This window comes from Actinomadura violacea (assembly GCF_017573465.1).
Lineage (GTDB): Bacteria > Actinomycetota > Actinomycetes > Streptosporangiales > Streptosporangiaceae > Spirillospora > Spirillospora violacea.
In genome coordinates this window covers 162,914-179,624 of the sequence record NZ_JAGEPF010000022.1, presented here as the reverse complement: position 1 = coordinate 179,624, position 16,711 = coordinate 162,914, and the positions used below count along the sequence as shown (strand labels likewise).

Below are 16,711 nucleotides of genomic sequence, written 5' to 3'. Positions count from 1 at the left end.
GAGCCGCCTCATCCCTTCACCGCGCCGGACGTCAGCCCGGCGACGATCCGGCGCTGGAACACCAGCACGAACACCACGATCGGCACCGTGATGACGATGGCGGCCGCGGCGATCGACCCGGTCGGGTTCTCGAACTGCGACGACCCGGTGAAGAACGAGATCGTCGCCGGCGCGGTCCGGGCCCGGCTGGAGGACGTCAGCGAGATGGAGAACAGGAAGTCGTTCCAGCACAGGATGAACGCCAGGATCGCGGTCGTCACCACGCCGGGCGTGGCGAGCGGGACGATGACCCGCCGGAACGCCTGGAACGGGGTGGCGCCGTCCATCTTGGCGGCCTTCTCCAGGTCCCATGGGATCTCCTTGAAGAACGTCGACAGCGTGTAGATGGTCAGCGGCAGCGCGAACGTGATGTACGGCAGGATCAGGCCCGGCCAGGTGTCGAACAGCCCGAGCGTCCGCTCGATCTCGAACAGCGGCGTGACCAGCGAGATCTGCGGGAACATCGCGATCAGCAGGGACAGCCCGAGCACCAGCGGCTTGCCGGGGAAGTCCAGCCGGGCCACCGCGTACGCGGCCATGGTGCCGATCGCGATCGCGACCAGGGTCGAGACGATCCCGATGCCGATCGAGTTGCCGAGCCCGCGCACGAAGTCCGCGTTGTCGAAGATGCCGCGGTAGTTGCGCAGGGTCCACTTGGTCGGGAGGAACGCGCCGTTGGACAGGGCGGCCGGGTCCTTGAACGACAGCGACGCGATCCACGCCACCGGGACCAGCGCGTACAGCACGACCAGCAGGTTGACCAGGCTCCAGCGGGTGATCCCGCCTGCGGTGCGGTCCATCAGCGCCTCCCCGCGTCGGGGGTGCTCGTGCCGAGCACCTTGACGAACACGAACGCGATCAGGGCGACGGCCAGGAAGATCAGCACCGACATGGTGGAGCCGATGCCGAGGTTCAGGCCGCCGATCAGGTTGTGGTAGGCGATCAGCGACACCGAGCTGGTGTTCTGCGCGCCGTTGGTGAGCACGAAGATGTCGTCGAAGATCCGGAAGGCGTCCAGCGTGCGGAACAGCAGCGCGGCCAGGATCGCCGGCTTCATCAGCGGCAGCGTGATCTTGGTGAAGCGCTGCCAGGCGGTGGCGCCGTCGGTGGACGCGGCCTTCAGCGTGTCCTCGGGCACCAGCGCCAGCCCCGCCATCAGCAGCAGCGCCATGAACGGGGTCGTCTTCCAGATCTCCGCGAGGATGATGATCCCGATGGCCGGGAAGTGGTCGGTGAGCGGCGCCGCCCCCGCCGGCAGCAGCCGCGCGAGGAACCCGGTCCCGGGCGTCCAGGCGTACTTCCAGCCGTAGGCGGCGGCGACGGTGACGATCCCGTACGGGATGAGCACCACGGCGCGCACCAGGCCGCGGCCGACGATCGTCCGGTACATCACCAGCGCGATCACCATGCCGAGGACCAGCTCCACCGCGACGCTGACGACCGTGACGAGCACCGTGACGGCGAACGCGTTCCACCAGAACGAGCTGCCCAGCACCGTCGTGTAGTTGTCCACCCCGATCCACGCCTTGCGGGCGGGGAAGCGCAGGTCGAAGCGCTGCAGCGACAGCAGCACCGAGTAGACGATGGGCCACCCGGTGACCGCCAGCATCACCACGGCGGCGGGCGCGCACAGCATCCACCCGAGCCGCCGCTCGGACCTGCGGTTGGCGCTCGGCACGGCCGCCGCCCGGCCCGGGACCGGGATGGCCTCCGCGCTGCTGACCTCCTCGTTCAAGGAAGCACCCCCTTGCTCTGCAACGCGTCCTCGATGAGGCCCCGCAGCGAGCGCAGCGTGCGGGGCGGGTCGATGGACTTCGGCGGCGACAGCCGCACCGCCGACACCGTCGACACGTTCTGGTAGGTGGGGGTCATGGGACGGGCGGCGGCGGTCTTCAGGGAGTCGAGGATCGCCTGCCGCATCGGGTACGCCTTCGCCATGCCGGGCGCCCAGTACACCGACTCGACGGCCGGCGGGAGCCCGTCCTGGATCGCGGCGGTGCGCTGGCTCTCCGGGTCGCGCAGGCACAGCGCCGCCTGGAACGCGGCGTCGGGCTTGGCGGAGTAGCGGCTGACGGCGAAGTTCGCCCCGCCGAGCGGCGCGCGGCCCGGCCCGGTGATGCCGGGGTAGGGCGCCCACTTGAACTTCTTCAGCAGCTTGGGCTGGAGCGTGGCCATCGACGCGTACACGAACGGCCAGTTGATCTCGTAGGCGCCGCGCCCGGACTCGACCGCCAGGCGCGCGTCGTCCTCCTTGGTGTTGGAGATCGACGGGTCGGCGGCCTTGGACCGGGCGAACCGCCGCATCGTCCGCAGCGCGGTCAGCGCGGACGGCCCGAGCTCGACCCGCCGGCCGTCGGGGCTGAGGATCCGCCCGCCGGCGGACGCGACGAGGCTGTTGAACCAGACGACGAGCCCCTCGAACTGCGCGCCGGTGACCTCCCCGTAGTGCGGCTTCCCCTCGGCCGCCAGCCGTTCCGACGCCTGGATCAGCCCGGCCCAGGTGGACGGCGGGTCGGGCATCAGGTCCGAGCGGTACCAGAGCAGCTGGACGTTGGTGTTGTACGGCGCCGCATAGAGCCTGCCCTGCCAGGTCGCGGTGGACAGCGGGCCCGGCAGGGTGCCCTTGCTGGCCTCCTGCGCGTACCGGCCGGTCCATTCGCGGATCCAGCCGGCCTCGGCGAGCTCCGCCGTCCAGGTCACGTCGAGACCGAGGACGTCCAGCCCGGAGTCGCGGGCCGCCAGCCGCCGGACCAGCTGCTCGCGCTGGTCGTCGGCGCCGCGCGGCAGCGTGTTGACGACGATCCGGTACCGGCCGTGCGCCTCCCGGTTGCACCGGCCGGCGATCGCGCCGATGCTCTCCTGCGGCGCGTTGTAGAGGTTCACGACACGGGTGCCCGACGCGCCCGACGCGCAGGCCGCCGCCAGGCCCGCGGTCAGTACGGCCGTCAGCGCCGCCATCGCGCGGCGCCCGGCGGGCGCGCCCGCCGGGGACAGTGCCCGCCCCATCGGCAGCGCGCTCGTCACAAGCTGTGCTCGACGTCGACGAGGCTGCTGGTGCGGGGGTCGAGCAGCCCGAGCCGGATGAGGTCGTCGCCGGCCGCCGCGTGGATCAGCCACTGGCCGAGCACCCGCGCCCGCGCCGACGCCGACGGGACCGTCACCAGGTGGTATCCGCGGGTGACGGCCTGCGCGACGATGCCGGTCAGCTCCACCCCGAAGGGCCGCGCGACCGCCTGCACGCCGCCGAGGTCGACGACGAGGCCGAGGTCCTTGTGCCGGTACTCGCGGGGCTCGTGGCCGAGCAGCGAGGCGGCGATGTTGTGCGCGGCGACGCGGGCCTGCCGGGTCGCGTGCTGGGCCGTCGGCGGGCACATCGCGTCGCCGCCCCGCACCAGGTCGGGGACGGCGGCCGCGTCGCCGACCGCGTACACCTCGGGGAAGCCCTCGAGCCGCAGGTCGGCGCCGACCCGGACCCGGCCGCGGTCGGTCGGCAGGTTCAGCGTGGAGATCACCGGGCTGGGGGTGACGCCGGCCGTCCAGATCGCGGTGCGGCACGGCAGCGTCGTCCCGTCGGTCAGGTGCGCCTGATGCGGTTCCAGCCGCTCCAGGGTGGTGCCGAGCCGGATGTCGACGCCGCGGCGGCTGAGCAGCCGCATCGCCTCCCGGCCGAGCCGCTCGCCGAGCTCCGGCAGCAGCTTCGGCGCGATGTCGATCAGCGTCCAAGTGAGCAGCGCCGGATCCAGCCGCGGGAAGCGGCGCAGCGCCTTGGTGGTGAGCAGCTGCAGGTTCGCGCAGGTCTCCACGCCGGAGTAGCCGCCGCCGACGACCAGGAACCCCAGCCGCGCGGCCCGCTCCGCCGGGTCCATGCTCGCGTTCGCCAGCTCCAGCTGGGCGATCACGTGGTCGCGCAGGTAGACCGCCTCGGCGAGGTTCTTCAGGCCGTGCGCGTGCTCCCTCAGGCCGGCGATGTCGAAGGTGCGGGTGATGCTGCCCGCCGCGAGGACGAGCCGGTCGTAGTGCACCGTCACCTTCGTCCCGTCGATCTTCTCGACGTCGACGGTCCGCTCGTGCAGGTCCGCGCCGCGCACCTTGCCCGGCAGCAGCTGGGTGCGGTCCAGCAGCCGGTGCAGCGGCCCGGCGATGGCGCGCGGGTCCAGCACGCCGCCCGCCACCTGCGGCAGCAGCGGCTGGTAGAGCGTGTAGCCGAACGGCGCGACCATCACGATCTCGGCCTTGGCGGGCCGGAGCAGGCGCTCCAGTGTGCGGGCGGTGTTGTAGCCGGCGAAGCCGGCGCCCATGATCACAATTCGCGGTACGGGCACGGCGGGCTCCCTGGTCACCTCGGGACGGCGTTCACTGAGTGATCAAGAGACCACATTACGTGACCGGAGATCCACTTCCACGGACCGGGGTCGGGTGAACACGACCTGTCAGGACGCGCCGGGCATCCCCCGGCGCGCCGCCGCGCCGCCGCCGATCCGGAAATGATGTACCGTGCCGGGGTTTTCCCGGACGCCGAACCGTGCGACCTTGTCAGGACAGACAGCCCCCCGGCGGACGCCCGCCACGGGTCCGAGACCGGCACCGGAGCGTGAGCCATGCGGATTCGCGAGATCCTGCGCAGGAAGGGAGCCGCGGTGGCGACGGTGACGCCCGACGCCACCGTGCGCCGGCTGCTCGCCGTCCTCGCCGAGCACAACATCGGGGCGGCGGTGGTGTCGCCGGACGGCGCGTCCATCGCCGGCATCGTCACCGAACGCGACGTCGTGCGGCGCATGCACGAGCGCGGCGCGGCGCTGCTCGACGCGCCCGTCGCCGAGATCATGACGGCGCAGGTGCGCACCTGCGCCCCCGCCGACGACGTCGAGGACCTGCGCCGCACCATGACCGAGAACCGGTTCCGGCACGTCCCCGTCCTGGAGGACGGGCGCCTCGCCGGCATCGTCAGCATCGGCGACGTCGTCAAGAGCGCCATCGACGAGCTGGAGAGCGAGCGCGAGCACCTCGTCGACTACATCCAGCGCGCGCCGTGACGGCCGCCTGATCAGACCGCCACCTGATCAGACCGCCACCTGATCAGACCACCACCTGATCAGACCACCACCTGATCAGACCACCGCCTGATCAGACGTAGGCGGGCAGCGGCCGCGGCGCCGGGGCCGCCTGCACGTCGCGGTAGGCGAGCGCGAGCCGCTCCACCGCGTCGCGCAGCGTGTCCGGCGGCAGGACGTAGGGCAGCCGGACGTAGTCCTCCAGGACGCCGTCCACCCCGAACACCGGGCCCGCGACGACCCGCACGCCGAGCCGCTCGGCGGTCTCGGCGAGCACGGTGGCGACGGGCGCGCCGAGCCGCGCCCACAGCGACATGCCGCCGCCCGGCAGGCGGAACTCCCAGCCCGGCAGCGTCTCGCGCAGCGCGGCGGCGAGCGCGTCCCGGTTGCGCAGCAGGGTCGCGGCGCGCTCGGCCCGCACGTCCTCGATCCGCAGCAGCAGCTCCCGGACGATCAGCTGGTCCAGCACGGGGCTGGCCATGTCGAACGGCTCGCGGGCCAGCACCAGCCGGCGGGCGAGCGGCCCGGTGGTGCGGATCCAGCCGATGCGCAGCCCGCCCCACATCAGCTTGGACGCCGACCCGATGGTGGCGACGCGCCCGCCGGTGTCGTAGGCGGCGACCGGCGGCATGCGCGGCGCGTCCGGGTCGTGCGCGAGGTCGGCGAACGTCTCGTCGGCGACGACGAAGGCGTCCACGCGGCGCGCCGCGTCGACCAGCGCGGCCCGGTCGTCGGCCGGCATCAGCCGGCCGGTCGGGTTGTGGAAGTCGGCGATCGTGTACGCCATCCGGACCGCGGCCTGCCGCATGCTGCCCGCGATCAGCTCCATGTCCCAGCCCTCGTTCACCCCGACGGGGACGAGCCGGGCGCCGCGCCGCCGCAGCGCGCCGAGCGCGTGCGGGTAGGTCGGGCGCTCCACCATGACCGGGTCGCCCGGCTCGACGAGCGTCTGCGTGAGCAGCGTGAACGCGTGCTGCGCGCCGGTCGTGACGACGATCTGGTCGGGGCGGGTCGGCACGCCGCGCGCCTCGTACCCCGCCGCGATCACCTCGCGCAGCCCGGCCAGCCCGGCGGGCTCGTAGCCGGGCCCGCCGCTGTAGCGGGGCAGCTCCTCGACCGCGGCGGCGACCGCCTCGCCGAAGATCTCCGGGGCCCCGGGCGTGGCGCAGCCGAGGTCGATGAACGCCGGGTCGTCGGGCACCGGGTGCGCCTTCCCGAAGCGCGCGCCGGGCGCCGGCTCGGCGGACGACATGCGGACCGGCGGCAGCGCCGTCCAGCTGCCCGCGCCCTGCCGGCTCTCGATGTAGCCCTCCTCGCGCAGCCGGTCGTAGGCGGCGGTGACCGTGGTGCGGCTGACGCCGAGCGCGGCGGCGAGGTCGCGTTCGGCCGGCAGCCGGGTTCGCAGCGCGAGCCGGCCGTCCAGCACGAGGGTGCGGACGGCGCGGGCGAGCGCGGCGTACACGGGCCGCTCGCGCGGGACGTCGCCGAGGAGCCGGGCCAGTTGGGTGCCGCTGACGTAACGCATGCTCACACAGACCACTTTCGCATATTGGCCCTATCATTACCAGGCCACTGCTCTGCAGGATAGGGCAGAAAGCGGACATGATTTCAACTTGGAGCAAGAAATGGCCTTGATGGCGCGGCGCCTCGTGCAGCTCTATGCGGGATTGGCCTTGTACGGCCTGGGGATCGCGCTGCAGGTGTCCTCCCGGCTCGGAAACGACCCGTGGGACGTGTTCCACCAGGGCCTGTCCCGCCGGTTCGGCCTGTCCATCGGCATGTGGATCATCATCGCCGGGGCGGTGGTGATGCTCGCCTGGATCCCGCTGCGGCAGCGGCCCGGCCTCGGCACCATCAGCAACGTCGTGCTCGTCGGCGCGTTCGCCGACCTGTTCCTGTGGCTGCTGCCGAGCCCGGACGCGCTCGCGGCCCGCTGGACGTTCCTGGCCCTCGGCGTGCTGGTCGGCGGGTTCGCGACCGGCTGCTACATCGGCGCCGGCCTCGGCCCCGGCCCCCGCGACGGCCTGATGACGGGCCTGGCCGCGCGCGGCCACTCGATCCGGGTCGTGCGCACCGGCATCGAGCTGAGCGTCCTCGCGGTCGGCTGGCTGCTCGGCGGCACGGTCGGCATCGGGACGGTCGTGTACGCCGTGGCGATCGGCCCCCTCTCACACGTCTTCCTGCCGGCCCTGCAGATCAAGACCCCGCAGACCCCGGCCCCCACCGAGACCCCGGAACCGATCGCCGCCTGACCGGGGCGGGGGTGTGGGGGCGGAGGCCCCAACGGGGGGCGCGGGGGGCTGGCCCCCAGCCGGGGTGAGCGGCACCCGCAGCGGAGCGCCAGCGAAGCGAAGGGTGCCGCTCACCCCGCCGCGGGGGGTGTGGGGGGTCGTCCCCCCACAATGAGACGCACGACCTGCTCGGCGAGCGCGGTCAGGAGCGGCGCGGCCTCGGCCTTGAGCGCGTCGAGCGTGCGGGGCCCGTCGGCGATGCTGAAGGCGGCGGTGAGACCGAGGCCGTGCAGCTCGTCCAGCGGGCCGGTGACGCCGCCGGCGAGCGCGACGGCGGGGATCGCGCGGTCCCTGGCGAGGGCGGCGACGGCGGAGACGACCTTCCCGCCGGCGCTCTGGCCGTCCACCCGGCCCTCGCCGGTGATCACGAGGTCTGCGCCTTCCAGCGCGTCGTGCAGGCCGACGGCGGCGGCCACGAGCGCCGCGCCGCCGGACGGCTCCGCGCCGAGCAGGCCGACCAGGCCGCCGCAGGTGCCGCCCGCGGCGCCGGCGCCGGGCAGGTCGTGGACGCGGACGCCGAAGGTCGCGTCGAGCACGTCGGCGAACCGGGTGAGCGCCGCGTCCAGCTCGCGGACCTGCGCGGGGCCGGCGCCCTTCTGCGGCCCGAACACCGCCGCCGCGCCCTCGGGCCCGACGAGCGGGTTGGTCACGTCGCAGGCGACCCGGAACCGGGCGGCGCGCACCGCGTCCGGGACGCCCGAGTCGTCGATCGCGGCGAGGCGCGCCAGCGCGGCGCCGCCGGGCGGCAGTTCCGCGCCTTCGGCGTCCAGGAAGCGGACGCCGAGCGCGCGCAGCAGCCCGGTGCCGCCGTCGGTGCTCGCGCTGCCACCGATGCAGACCAGCACGTCCCGCGCGCCGCGGCGGACCGCGTCGGCGATCAGCTCGCCGGTGCCCGCGGTGCCGGCGCCGAGCGGGTCGGGCGCGTCCTCGACCAGCGGCAGCCCGGACGCGGCGGCCAGCTCCACGACGGCGGAGCGGCCGTCGCCCGACAGCGCGTAGGCGGCCTTCACGGGACGGCCCACCGGGTCGGTCGCGGCGACCTCGATCAGGTCGCCGCCGCGCGCCGCGACGAAGCAGTCGAGGGTGCCCTCGCCGCCGTCGGCCATCGGCACGCGGAGCACCTCGGCGCCCGGCACGGCGCGCCGCGTCCCGGCCTCCACCGCGGCGCACACCTGCGCCGCGGACAGGCTGCCCTTGAACGAGTCGGGGGCGATGACGATCTTCACGCTCAGTACTCCGCGGTCGAGGTCGCCAGCACGGAGGTGAACTCGCGCGGCAGGACGAGCGAGTCGCCCTCGTAACGGGTCTCCAGGTAGGTCAGCTCGCCGCCCCGCCACCAGTACAGGTGCGGGCTGAGCGACCCCGGCCCCTCCTCGTAGGCGCGGTGCGCCTGCGCCTGCAGCTCGTTCGCGGCGGCCACGGCGGCGCGGTAGCGGGCCCGCGGGTGGACCTCCGACATCCGCAGCGCGTGCGCGACGATCAGGCTGCGGTTCGGGGCGATGACCAGCGCGCCGTGCGGGCCGATCGGCAGGTACTCCTCCAGCCACGCCAGGTGGGTGACGGCGTAGAACGTCCAGCCGTGCAGCACCGACACCCGGACGCCGCCGAGGTCCTGCTCGTCGAGCTGGAGCGGTCCGTCGGCGCGGACGTTGGCGCGGCCCAGCATGAACAGCGCGTCGCCGGACACCGGCCAGCCGTTCATCTCGTCGGTGGTGACGGTCCGGACGGTGGTGGGGGTGTCGACCACGACCGCCTCGATCAGCCCGGGCGCGAACGGCCGGGCCGCGAGCACGCCGTTGTCGGCCTCGGCCGGGTAGATCCGGGTGCGCAGCAGGTGCTGGGCGAGGTCGAAGTCGCTGAGGTCGAGGGGCTCCTCGATCGCGGTGACGATCGTGGTGACGTGGTCGGACACCAGCGCCGGCCAGTCGTCGCGCGGCACCATCCGGGCCAGCTGCCGCAGGTCGCGCATGCTGACGTGCAGCCGGTTGGCGCCCTCCAGCAGCATCACCTCGCCGGGCGCGCGGCGGCAGGCGTAGCCGAGGCTCTCGGCCACCAGTACCAGCAGCGAGTCGAGTGTTCCGTCGTCCCAGGGGTCGGGACGGGCGTGCCGGCCGCTCATCGCACACCTCCCGGCGCTTCCAGGGTCAGTACGCCGCCGTCCGGCCCGGGGTTCAGATCGCCGCCCGTTCCGGTCGCGTCGAGCACGGCGGGGGCGCCGAGCTCGAGCGTGGCCTGCCGGCGGCCGTGCCCGGCGGGCAGCCCGGCGAGGACGGGGACGCCGAGCGGCCCGAGCCGCGCGGCGAACACGGCGTCCAGCTCGGCGGGGTCGCCGGAGCGTTCCCACGAGCCGAGCGCGACGCCCGCCGCGCCGTCGAGCCAGCCCGACTGGAGCAGCTGGACGAGCATCCGGTCGATCCGGTACGGCGCCTCCGTGACGTCCTCCAGGAAAACGATGCGGCCCTTCGCGGGCGGCGGGGCGTACGGGGTGCCGAGCAGTGCGGTGATCAGGCTGAGGGTACCGCCGGTGAGCGGGCCCTCGGCTCGTGCGGTGCGCAGCGCGTGCGTGCCGTGCAGCGCCGCGGGGCCGCCGAACAGCGCGGTGCGCAGGCCGTCGAGGGTGGCGGCGAGGTCGGCGTCCGGGCCGGGGGCGCCGAGGTCGGCGATCAGGCCGGCGGGCATCGGGCCGAACGCGGTGGTGACGCCGAGCCGCGCGCCGAACGCCGCGTGCAGCGCGGTGATGTCGCTGGAGCCGTGCAGGATCTTCGGGGCGGCGGTCGCCTCCGCCGCGGCCGCGAGAGCGTTCCAGTCGAGGTGGTCGAGGACGCGGGTCGCGCCGTAGCCGCCGCGGGCGCAGATCACCGCGCGGACGCGCGGGTCGCACCAGGCGGCCTGCAGGTCGGCGGCGCGGTCGGCGTCGGCGCCGGCGAGGCGGTGCCAGTCGTCGCGGACGGCTCCCGGGGCGCCGAGGTTGACTCGGTCGAGGGCGTGCTTGCCGACCACGACGTCAAGACCGAGGTCGCGCAGCACCGCGCAGCCCGCCTCGAGCCGCGCGGGCTCGGCGGGGCCGCTGGGCGCGACGACCGCGACCCGGTCGCCCGGCCGCAACCGCCCGTACCTGCGGGTCTCCCCCGGTGCCGGCCGTTCGCCGGGCACGCCTGCGGCGGGCGCGTCGGACGGCCCCTCGACCCCCTCCGCGCGGGCGCCCCCGCTCTTCAACCCGATCCCTCCTCGCACCGCAACGGATAGAGCTTGTCAGGATCCGGCCGCCAGCGGAAGGGGCGCCCGGTCACGACCCGCCAACAGATCATCGCCCGGTGCCGAGGGCGAGGCGGGCCAGCCGCGGCAGCGCCTCCCCGATCGGCGTGCGCAGCACCGCGTCCGCGACCCCATCGTAGGGCGTCGGCTCCGCGTTCATGATCACCAGCCGGGCGCCGTGCTCGATCGCCTCCAGGCAGAGCCCGGCGGCGGGCTGGACGGTCAGCGAGGTGCCGACGGCCAGGAACAGCTCGCAGGAGCGCGCCGCCGTGATCGCCGCGTCGAGCACGTCCTGCTCCAGCGGCTGCCCGAACGAGATCGTCGCGGACTTCTGGATGCCGCCGCACTCGGCGCAGAGCGGGTCGTCCTCGCCCGCGTCGACCCGGGCGAGGACCTCGGGCATCGGCGTGCGCAGCCCGCAGGACAGGCACACCGCGTCGCGCATGGTGCCGTGGATCTCGATCACCGTGCCGGCGCCGGACCCGGCCCGCTGGTGCAGTCCGTCGATGTTCTGGGTGATCAGCGCGCGGATCCGGCCGGCCCGCTCCAGCTCGACGAGGGCGGCGTGCGCGGCGTTCGGCTCGGCGTGCCAGGCCGGGTGGTCGCGGCGGGCCCGCCAGGAGCGGCGCCGCACCTGCGGGTCGGCGATGTAGGCGCCGATCGTGGACATGGCCTCGGCGGAGGGGTCCTTGGTCCAGACGCCCTGCGGGCCGCGGAAGTCGGGGATGCCGCTGTCGGTGGAGATCCCGGCGCCGGTGAGGACGGTGATCGACTCCGCCTCCGGCAGCAGCCGGGCGAGCGTGAGGGGTGCGTCCATTCCTCAAGATTAGGGGCCGAACGACCCGGCCGCGTCCGGGTTCCGGCCGGCCGCTACGGTGCGTCACGGCCCGACCGGCTCTCAAAAGGTGACAAACTTGGCCGCGTATGAGGTCGACGCCGCACATCCTGGTGATCAACGGCACCAAGGTCCACCGCCCGGTCTTCATTCTGGGCGCGCCGCACTCGGGTGCCGATCTCCTCGCGCGCGCCGTCAAGCGGTCCGCCGGGTTCCACCTCACCACCGGCCGGCCCGGCGTGCTGCGCGTGGTCTACGCGTTCGCGCGGCGGCCCGCCATCGCGACCGAGCGCGGCGCGGGCGCGGCCCGGGTGATCCGGGACGCCTACGCCGAGGCCTGGCAGATCTCCGCGCGGGCCTGCGCGGAGTGCCCGGACGAGTGCCGGGAGCTGGCCGGGCTGCCGCCGCGGCCCGCGGTGCTGCGCGACCGGCCGGTGCACGAGGGCGACATCGAGGGCCCGTGCGTGCCGCCGGGCGGCATCGCCCGGTACGCCGACGCGTCCCCCGACCTGATCTACAGCGCGGACGTGCTGCTGGACGCCTTCCCCGACGCCCAGCTCGTCCAGCTGATCCGGGACGGCCGGGACGCGGTCGCCGACATGCTCGCCGACGACCGGTGCCTGGCGTGGTTCAAGCCGGGGCTGGCCAACCTCGACACGGTGTTCCCGAACCCGTTCCTCGGGGTCGAGGACCACACCGACCGCAACCGCTGGCCGCGCGCGGCCGCGGCCGTCAAGTGCGCGCTGCGCTGGCGCGGCTCGGTGCGCCTCAGCGCGCGGCTGCGGCAGCAGGTCCCCGAGGAGCAGCTGCTCACCGTCCGCTACGAGGACCTGGTCGCCCGGCCGCGCCGGGTCGCCGCCGACGTGTCGCGGTACCTGGACGCGGACCTGTCGAAGACGACGCTGTCCGGGCTCGTCCGGGCCGGGGCGCGCGGCCGGGCGGACGCCGACGGGGCCGGCCACGGCGTCGGCGCCTGGCGGGACCGCCTCACGCCGCGCCAGCTCGCGCAGGTCGAGAAGGTCGCGGGGACGGAGCTGGCGCGGCTCGGCTACCGGCTCAGCACCGACGCCTAGCGGCCTCCGGCTACTCGGCGCCGAGCGGTTCGGTCGCCCGCTCCTCGTCCTTCTGGTGGGAGAACTGGGTGCGGTACAGCTCGGCGTACAGCCCGCCCTCCAGCAGCAGCTCCTCGTGCCGGCCGCGCTCGGCGACGCGGCCGTCCTCGATCACCAGGATCTGGTCGGCCTCCCGGATCGTGGACAGCCGGTGCGCGATCACCAGCGAGGTCCGGCCGGCGAGCGCCGTCCGCAGCGCCTCCTGGACGGCGGCCTCGGACTCGGAGTCCAGGTGCGCGGTCGCCTCGTCCAGCACCACCACCGACGGGGCCTTCAGCAGCAGCCGCGCGATCGCCAGCCGCTGCTTCTCGCCGCCCGACAGCCGGTAGCCGCGGTCCCCGACGACGGTGTCCAGGCCCTCCGGCATGCCCGCGACCAGCCCGCCGATCTGCGCCGCCTCCAGCGCCGCGAGGATCTGCTCGTCGGTGGCGTCCGGGCTGGCGTAGCGCATGTTCTCGCGGATCGTGTCGTGGAACAGGTGCGCGTCCTGGCTGACCACGCCGACCTCGGCGCGCAGCGAGTCGAGGGTGACGTCGCGGACGTCGGCGCCGCCGATCCGCACCGCGCCGTCCGACACGTCGTACAGCCGCGACACCAGGTGCGTGATCGTCGACTTGCCGGCGCCGGACGGCCCGACCAGCGCGACGAGCTGCCCGGGCTCGGCGGTGAAGTCGACGTCGTGCAGCACCTCCTTGCCGGGTGCGTGGTCGGCGCGGGCGATCGACTCCAGCGACGCGAGCGACACCTCGTCCGCCGACGGGTAGGCGAACCGGACGTGCTCGAACCGGATCGCCGGGGCGCCCCGCCGGGCGGCCGCGTCGCCGTTGGACTTGGCGAGGTCCACCACGCCGGCCTCGCGGGCGTCGGCCAGCGTCCGGGCGCCCTCGCGGTCGCGGATCAGCGGCTTGAGGTCGAGCACCTCGAAGACCCGGTCGAAGCTGACGAGCGCGGTCATCACGTCCACGTGGACGTTCGACAGCGCGGTGAGCGGACCGTACATCCGGGTGAGCAGGGTGGCGAGCGCGACGAGCGTGCCGAGCTGGAAGTTGCCGTCGACGACCAGGTAGCCGCCGACGCCGTAGACCATCGCGGTGGCGAGCGCGGCGACGAGCGTGAGGCCGGTGAAGAACACCCGCCCGTACATCGCGGAGACGACCCCGATGTCGCGGACCCGCGCCGCGCGCCCGGAGAAGTTCTCCTCCTCCTCGGCGGGACGTCCGTAGAGCTTGGCCAGCATGGCGCCCGCGACGTTGAACCGCTCGGTCATCAGCGAGCTCATCTCGGCGTCCAGCACCATCTGCTCGCGGCTGATCCGCGACAGCCGCTTGCCCACCCACTTGGCCGGCAGGATGAACACCGGGAGCAGCAGCAGGGCGATCAGCGTCACCTGCCAGGACAGGATCATCATCGTGATCAGCACGAGGATCAGGCTGATCACGTTGGAGACCACCGACGACAGCGTCGTGGTGAGCGCCCGCTGCGCGCCGATGACGTCGTTGTTGAGCCGGCTGACCAGCGACCCGGTCTGCGCCCGCATGAAGAACGCGACGGGCTGGCGCTGGACGTGCCCGAACACCTGGCTGCGCAGGTCGTAGATCAGACCCTCGCCGATGCGCGCGGAGTACCAGCGCTGCGCGAGCCCGAGCAGCGCGTCCATCAGGGCGAGCGCGGCCACCACGACCGCGAGCCAGATCACGACGTCCTGCCGGTGGTGCAGGATGCCGCGGTCGATGATCGACTTCAGCAGCAGCGGGTTGGCGACGACGACCACCGCGGCCAGCGCGTTCAGCCCGAGGAAAAGGACCAGGTCACGGGTGTAGGGCCGGGCGTAGCCCGCGATCCGCTTGATCGTGCCGGGCTTGAGCCGCTGCTGGGTGACCGATTCGTCGCGCCGGAACGAGGCCATCACCTGCCAGCCGTTGCCCGGCATTCCCGGCATGCCCACTACTGCCTCCGAGGGGTCGCCGCGCGCCCGGCGGGAGCGAGGGCGCGCTGGAACGTAATCAAGTAAGCATCTCAGTATCCGGCCGGGACAACGCGCGCCCGCCCGCCGGGCTTCCCGGCTCCGCTCACGGCGTAACGGCTCTGGACTTCGCGGGCGAAGCGGTGGTTAATGTGATCAACAACTTCAGGCTCTCACCCCCCAGGAGCCCCTGTGCCACAGCGCTCACCACAGCGCACGCGCATGCGATCGCCACGAGCGGTCGCCGGTGCCGTCGCCCTGACCGCCGCCGCGCTGCTCGCCACCGCCCCGCCCGCCGCCGCGCGATCCGCGCCGGCGCCGCGGCCGCACGGGCCTGCCGTCGCGCACGGCGAGACGCAGCCGGTGTTCTCCCGCGCCGACGCGGTCACCCAGACCGTGAACATCGAGACGACCGCCGACAGCGACCACGACGGCGTCCGCGACCGCGTACAGCTGCGGATCATGCGGCCGAAGGAGACCGACACCGCCGGCCTCAAGGTCCCGACGATCATGGAGCCGAGCCCGTACTGGGCCGGCATCAACGACGTCCCGAACCATCCGGTGGACATCGGCGACGCGCAGGCCCGCGCGCTGAGCACCACCAAGCGGAACCTCGCCGAGATGTTCCCCGGCTACTACGACAACTACTTCCTGCCGCGCGGGTACGCCGTCGCCGACCTCGACAGCATCGGCACGGGCGGCTCCACCGGCTGCCCGACGTCCGGGGACCGCAGCGAGCAGGCGGGCGCCAAGGCCGCCGTCGACTGGCTGAACGGCCGCGCCCGCGGCTGGGCGCCCGACGGCACGCCCGTCAAGGCCGGCTGGTCCACCGGCAACGTCGGGATGATCGGCCAGTCCTACGACGGGACGCTGCCGAACATGGCCGCCGCGTCCGGCGTCCAGGGGCTGAAGGCCATCGTCCCGATCGCCGGGATCACCAGCTGGTACGACTACTACCGCGCGGGCGGCGGCGTCGTCGCGCCCGGCGGCTACCAGGGCGAGGACCTGGACGTGCTGGCGAAGGCCGTGCTGACCCGGAAGAACCCCGAGGTCTGCAAGAAGGTCATCGACGGCATCGAGGCGACCCAGGACCGCGAGACCGGCGACTACGGCAAGGTCTGGGCCGAGCGGGACTACGTCGGGCAGGCGCGGAACGTGCACGCGGCCGTCATGGTCGTGCACGGTCTCAACGACTGGAACGTCAAGCTCAAGAACTCCGTGCAGTGGTGGAACGCCCTGAAGAAGGCCGGCGTGCCGCGCAAGCTGTGGCTGCACCAGGGCAACCACTCGACGCCGTTCCGCTGGCGCGTGGAGGAATGGCTGCGGCAGACGCTGCACTGGTTCGACCGCTACCTCTACGGCATCCGCAACGGCATCGAGAACGAGCCGCGCGTCGACATCGAGCACGCCGACGGGACGTGGGAGACGGCGAAGGACTGGCCGGTGCCCGGCACGCGCACCGTCCCCGTCCACCTGGACGCGGGCACGTCGGGTCAGCCCGGCACGCTCGACCTGCGGGCGGGGCGCGGCGCGACGCAGGCGTTCACCGACGAGGGCAAGACCCGCACCGCCGAGGACCTGCTCGCGAACGAGGGGCAGGCGGACCCGAACCGGCTCGCCTACCTCACCGGGACGCTGAGCCGGCCGGTCCGGATCGACGGCACGCCATCGGTCTCGGTGCGCGCGTCGCTGGACGGCCGCTCGCCCTACCTGACGGCGCTGCTCGTCGACTACGGCACCGACAGCCGACCGACCGGTGCCCGCGTCGACACCGGGCAGAAGGTCTGCTATGGCCAGAGTGTCCCCGGTGACGAGGGCTGCACCACCCGGCAGGCACTCGCCATGCAGACCGCCCCTTACAAGATCATCACAAGGGGCTGGCTGGACGCCCGGAACCGGCACAGCTTCAGCCGCACCGACCCGATCGCGCCGGGACGCACCTACGGGTTCCGCTGGGACCTGCAGCCGACCGACTACACCGTCAAGGCCGGGCACCGGCTCGGCGTGATCCTGCTGTCCACCGACCACGACTACACGCTGCGCTACCCCGCCGGCACCGAGGTGACGATGCGGACCGGCGTCAGCCGCGTCGACCTGCCGCTCGCCCGCGGCGGCCGCGAGGCCCTCGGCTAGACCGAACCGCGTTCACTTGCGGCGAGTCGTCC

The 16,711-nt window shown here is 73.8% G+C and carries 14 protein-coding genes; 4 read left to right on the top strand and 10 right to left on the bottom strand.

The window, feature by feature from the left end; translation table 11 throughout:
* Positions 1-8: 8 nt before the first annotated feature.
* The 4 genes from J4709_RS33950 to J4709_RS33935 are packed head-to-tail and all read right to left on the bottom strand — an operon-like array spanning position 9 to position 4,361.
* Positions 9-839: a carbohydrate ABC transporter permease gene (locus J4709_RS33950; protein ID WP_208246960.1), complete on the bottom strand. Its 831-nt coding sequence runs from the start codon at positions 837-839 to the stop codon at positions 9-11.
* Positions 839-1,774: a carbohydrate ABC transporter permease gene (locus J4709_RS33945; protein WP_232384432.1), complete on the bottom strand. Its 936-nt coding sequence runs from the start codon at positions 1,772-1,774 to the stop codon at positions 839-841. Before J4709_RS33945 ends, J4709_RS33950 begins: the two co-directional genes overlap by 1 nt.
* Positions 1,771-3,063, bottom strand: coding sequence for an ABC transporter substrate-binding protein (locus tag J4709_RS33940; RefSeq protein WP_307801775.1), 1,293 nt, complete (start codon positions 3,061-3,063; stop codon positions 1,771-1,773). The genes J4709_RS33945 and J4709_RS33940 overlap by 4 nt, the downstream gene beginning before the upstream one ends.
* Positions 3,060-4,361 carry an NAD(P)/FAD-dependent oxidoreductase gene (locus J4709_RS33935; RefSeq protein ID WP_208246959.1) on the bottom strand — a complete coding sequence of 434 codons (1,302 nt, stop codon included), beginning with the start codon at positions 4,359-4,361 and terminating at the stop codon, positions 3,060-3,062. Before J4709_RS33935 ends, J4709_RS33940 begins: the two co-directional genes overlap by 4 nt.
* A gap of 276 nt (positions 4,362-4,637) precedes the next feature.
* Here J4709_RS33935 and J4709_RS33930 point away from each other — a divergent pair, with 276 nt between their 5' ends.
* On the top strand, positions 4,638-5,072 hold the full coding sequence (locus J4709_RS33930) for a CBS domain-containing protein (protein WP_208246958.1): 435 nt from the start codon (positions 4,638-4,640) through the stop codon (positions 5,070-5,072).
* A 91-nt stretch (positions 5,073-5,163) separates the two neighbouring features.
* Here the strand turns inward: J4709_RS33930 and yczR are convergent, their stop codons facing one another.
* Positions 5,164-6,615, bottom strand: a complete 1,452-nt coding sequence (gene yczR / locus J4709_RS33925) for a MocR-like transcription factor YczR (protein ID WP_208247059.1) — start codon at positions 6,613-6,615, stop codon at positions 5,164-5,166.
* Between the two features lie 100 nt (positions 6,616-6,715).
* Here yczR and yczE point away from each other — a divergent pair, with 100 nt between their 5' ends.
* Positions 6,716-7,342, top strand: a complete 627-nt coding sequence (gene yczE / locus J4709_RS33920; protein ID WP_208246957.1) for a membrane protein YczE — start codon at positions 6,716-6,718, stop codon at positions 7,340-7,342.
* A gap of 110 nt (positions 7,343-7,452) precedes the next feature.
* Here the strand turns inward: yczE and J4709_RS33915 are convergent, their stop codons facing one another.
* From J4709_RS33915 to J4709_RS33900, 4 genes are all read right to left on the bottom strand, one after another.
* Positions 7,453-8,607 (bottom strand): glycerate kinase, encoded by a 1,155-nt coding sequence (locus J4709_RS33915; RefSeq protein ID WP_307801774.1) that lies wholly within the window; start codon positions 8,605-8,607, stop codon positions 7,453-7,455.
* 2 nt (positions 8,608-8,609) lie between these two features.
* Complete coding sequence (locus J4709_RS33910; RefSeq protein ID WP_208246956.1) at positions 8,610-9,500, bottom strand: hypothetical protein; 891 nt, start codon at positions 9,498-9,500, stop codon at positions 8,610-8,612.
* Positions 9,497-10,597: a S66 peptidase family protein gene (locus tag J4709_RS33905; RefSeq protein ID WP_232384431.1), complete on the bottom strand. Its 1,101-nt coding sequence runs from the start codon at positions 10,595-10,597 to the stop codon at positions 9,497-9,499. The genes J4709_RS33910 and J4709_RS33905 overlap by 4 nt, the downstream gene beginning before the upstream one ends.
* Before the next feature lie 88 nt (positions 10,598-10,685).
* Positions 10,686-11,453: an SIR2 family NAD-dependent protein deacylase gene (locus J4709_RS33900; protein WP_208246955.1), complete on the bottom strand. Its 768-nt coding sequence runs from the start codon at positions 11,451-11,453 to the stop codon at positions 10,686-10,688.
* A gap of 107 nt (positions 11,454-11,560) precedes the next feature.
* Here J4709_RS33900 and J4709_RS33895 point away from each other — a divergent pair, with 107 nt between their 5' ends.
* On the top strand, positions 11,561-12,544 hold the full coding sequence (locus tag J4709_RS33895; protein WP_208246954.1) for a sulfotransferase family protein: 984 nt from the start codon (positions 11,561-11,563) through the stop codon (positions 12,542-12,544).
* Between the two features lie 10 nt (positions 12,545-12,554).
* Here J4709_RS33895 and J4709_RS33890 read toward each other — a convergent pair whose 3' ends face one another.
* Positions 12,555-14,522, bottom strand: coding sequence for an ABC transporter ATP-binding protein (locus J4709_RS33890; RefSeq protein WP_372442178.1), 1,968 nt, complete (start codon positions 14,520-14,522; stop codon positions 12,555-12,557).
* Positions 14,523-14,768: 246 nt separating this feature from the next.
* Between J4709_RS33890 and J4709_RS33885 the strand changes: the two genes are divergently transcribed.
* A complete protein-coding gene (locus J4709_RS33885; RefSeq protein WP_208246953.1) occupies positions 14,769-16,679 on the top strand; it encodes a Xaa-Pro dipeptidyl-peptidase in 1,911 nt (636 codons plus the stop codon).
* The last annotated feature ends 32 nt before the right edge of the window (positions 16,680-16,711 follow it).

What these genes read in the sequence shown, in the direction of transcription:
- J4709_RS33910 (WP_208246956.1), bottom strand. Translation starts at nt 9,500, where the DNA reads ATGAGCGGCCGGCACGCCCGTCCCGACCCCTGGGACGACGGAACACTC.
- J4709_RS33895 (WP_208246954.1), top strand. Translation starts at nt 11,561, where the DNA reads ATGAGGTCGACGCCGCACATCCTGGTGATCAACGGCACCAAGGTCCAC.
- yczR (WP_208247059.1), bottom strand. Translation starts at nt 6,615, where the DNA reads ATGCGTTACGTCAGCGGCACCCAACTGGCCCGGCTCCTCGGCGACGTC.
- J4709_RS33900 (WP_208246955.1), bottom strand. Translation starts at nt 11,453, where the DNA reads ATGGACGCACCCCTCACGCTCGCCCGGCTGCTGCCGGAGGCGGAGTCG.
- J4709_RS33950 (WP_208246960.1), bottom strand. Translation starts at nt 839, where the DNA reads ATGGACCGCACCGCAGGCGGGATCACCCGCTGGAGCCTGGTCAACCTG.
- J4709_RS33885 (WP_208246953.1), top strand. Translation starts at nt 14,769, where the DNA reads ATGCGATCGCCACGAGCGGTCGCCGGTGCCGTCGCCCTGACCGCCGCC.
- yczE (WP_208246957.1), top strand. Translation starts at nt 6,716, where the DNA reads ATGGCCTTGATGGCGCGGCGCCTCGTGCAGCTCTATGCGGGATTGGCC.
- J4709_RS33930 (WP_208246958.1), top strand. Translation starts at nt 4,638, where the DNA reads ATGCGGATTCGCGAGATCCTGCGCAGGAAGGGAGCCGCGGTGGCGACG.
- J4709_RS33890 (WP_372442178.1), bottom strand. Translation starts at nt 14,522, where the DNA reads ATGCCGGGAATGCCGGGCAACGGCTGGCAGGTGATGGCCTCGTTCCGG.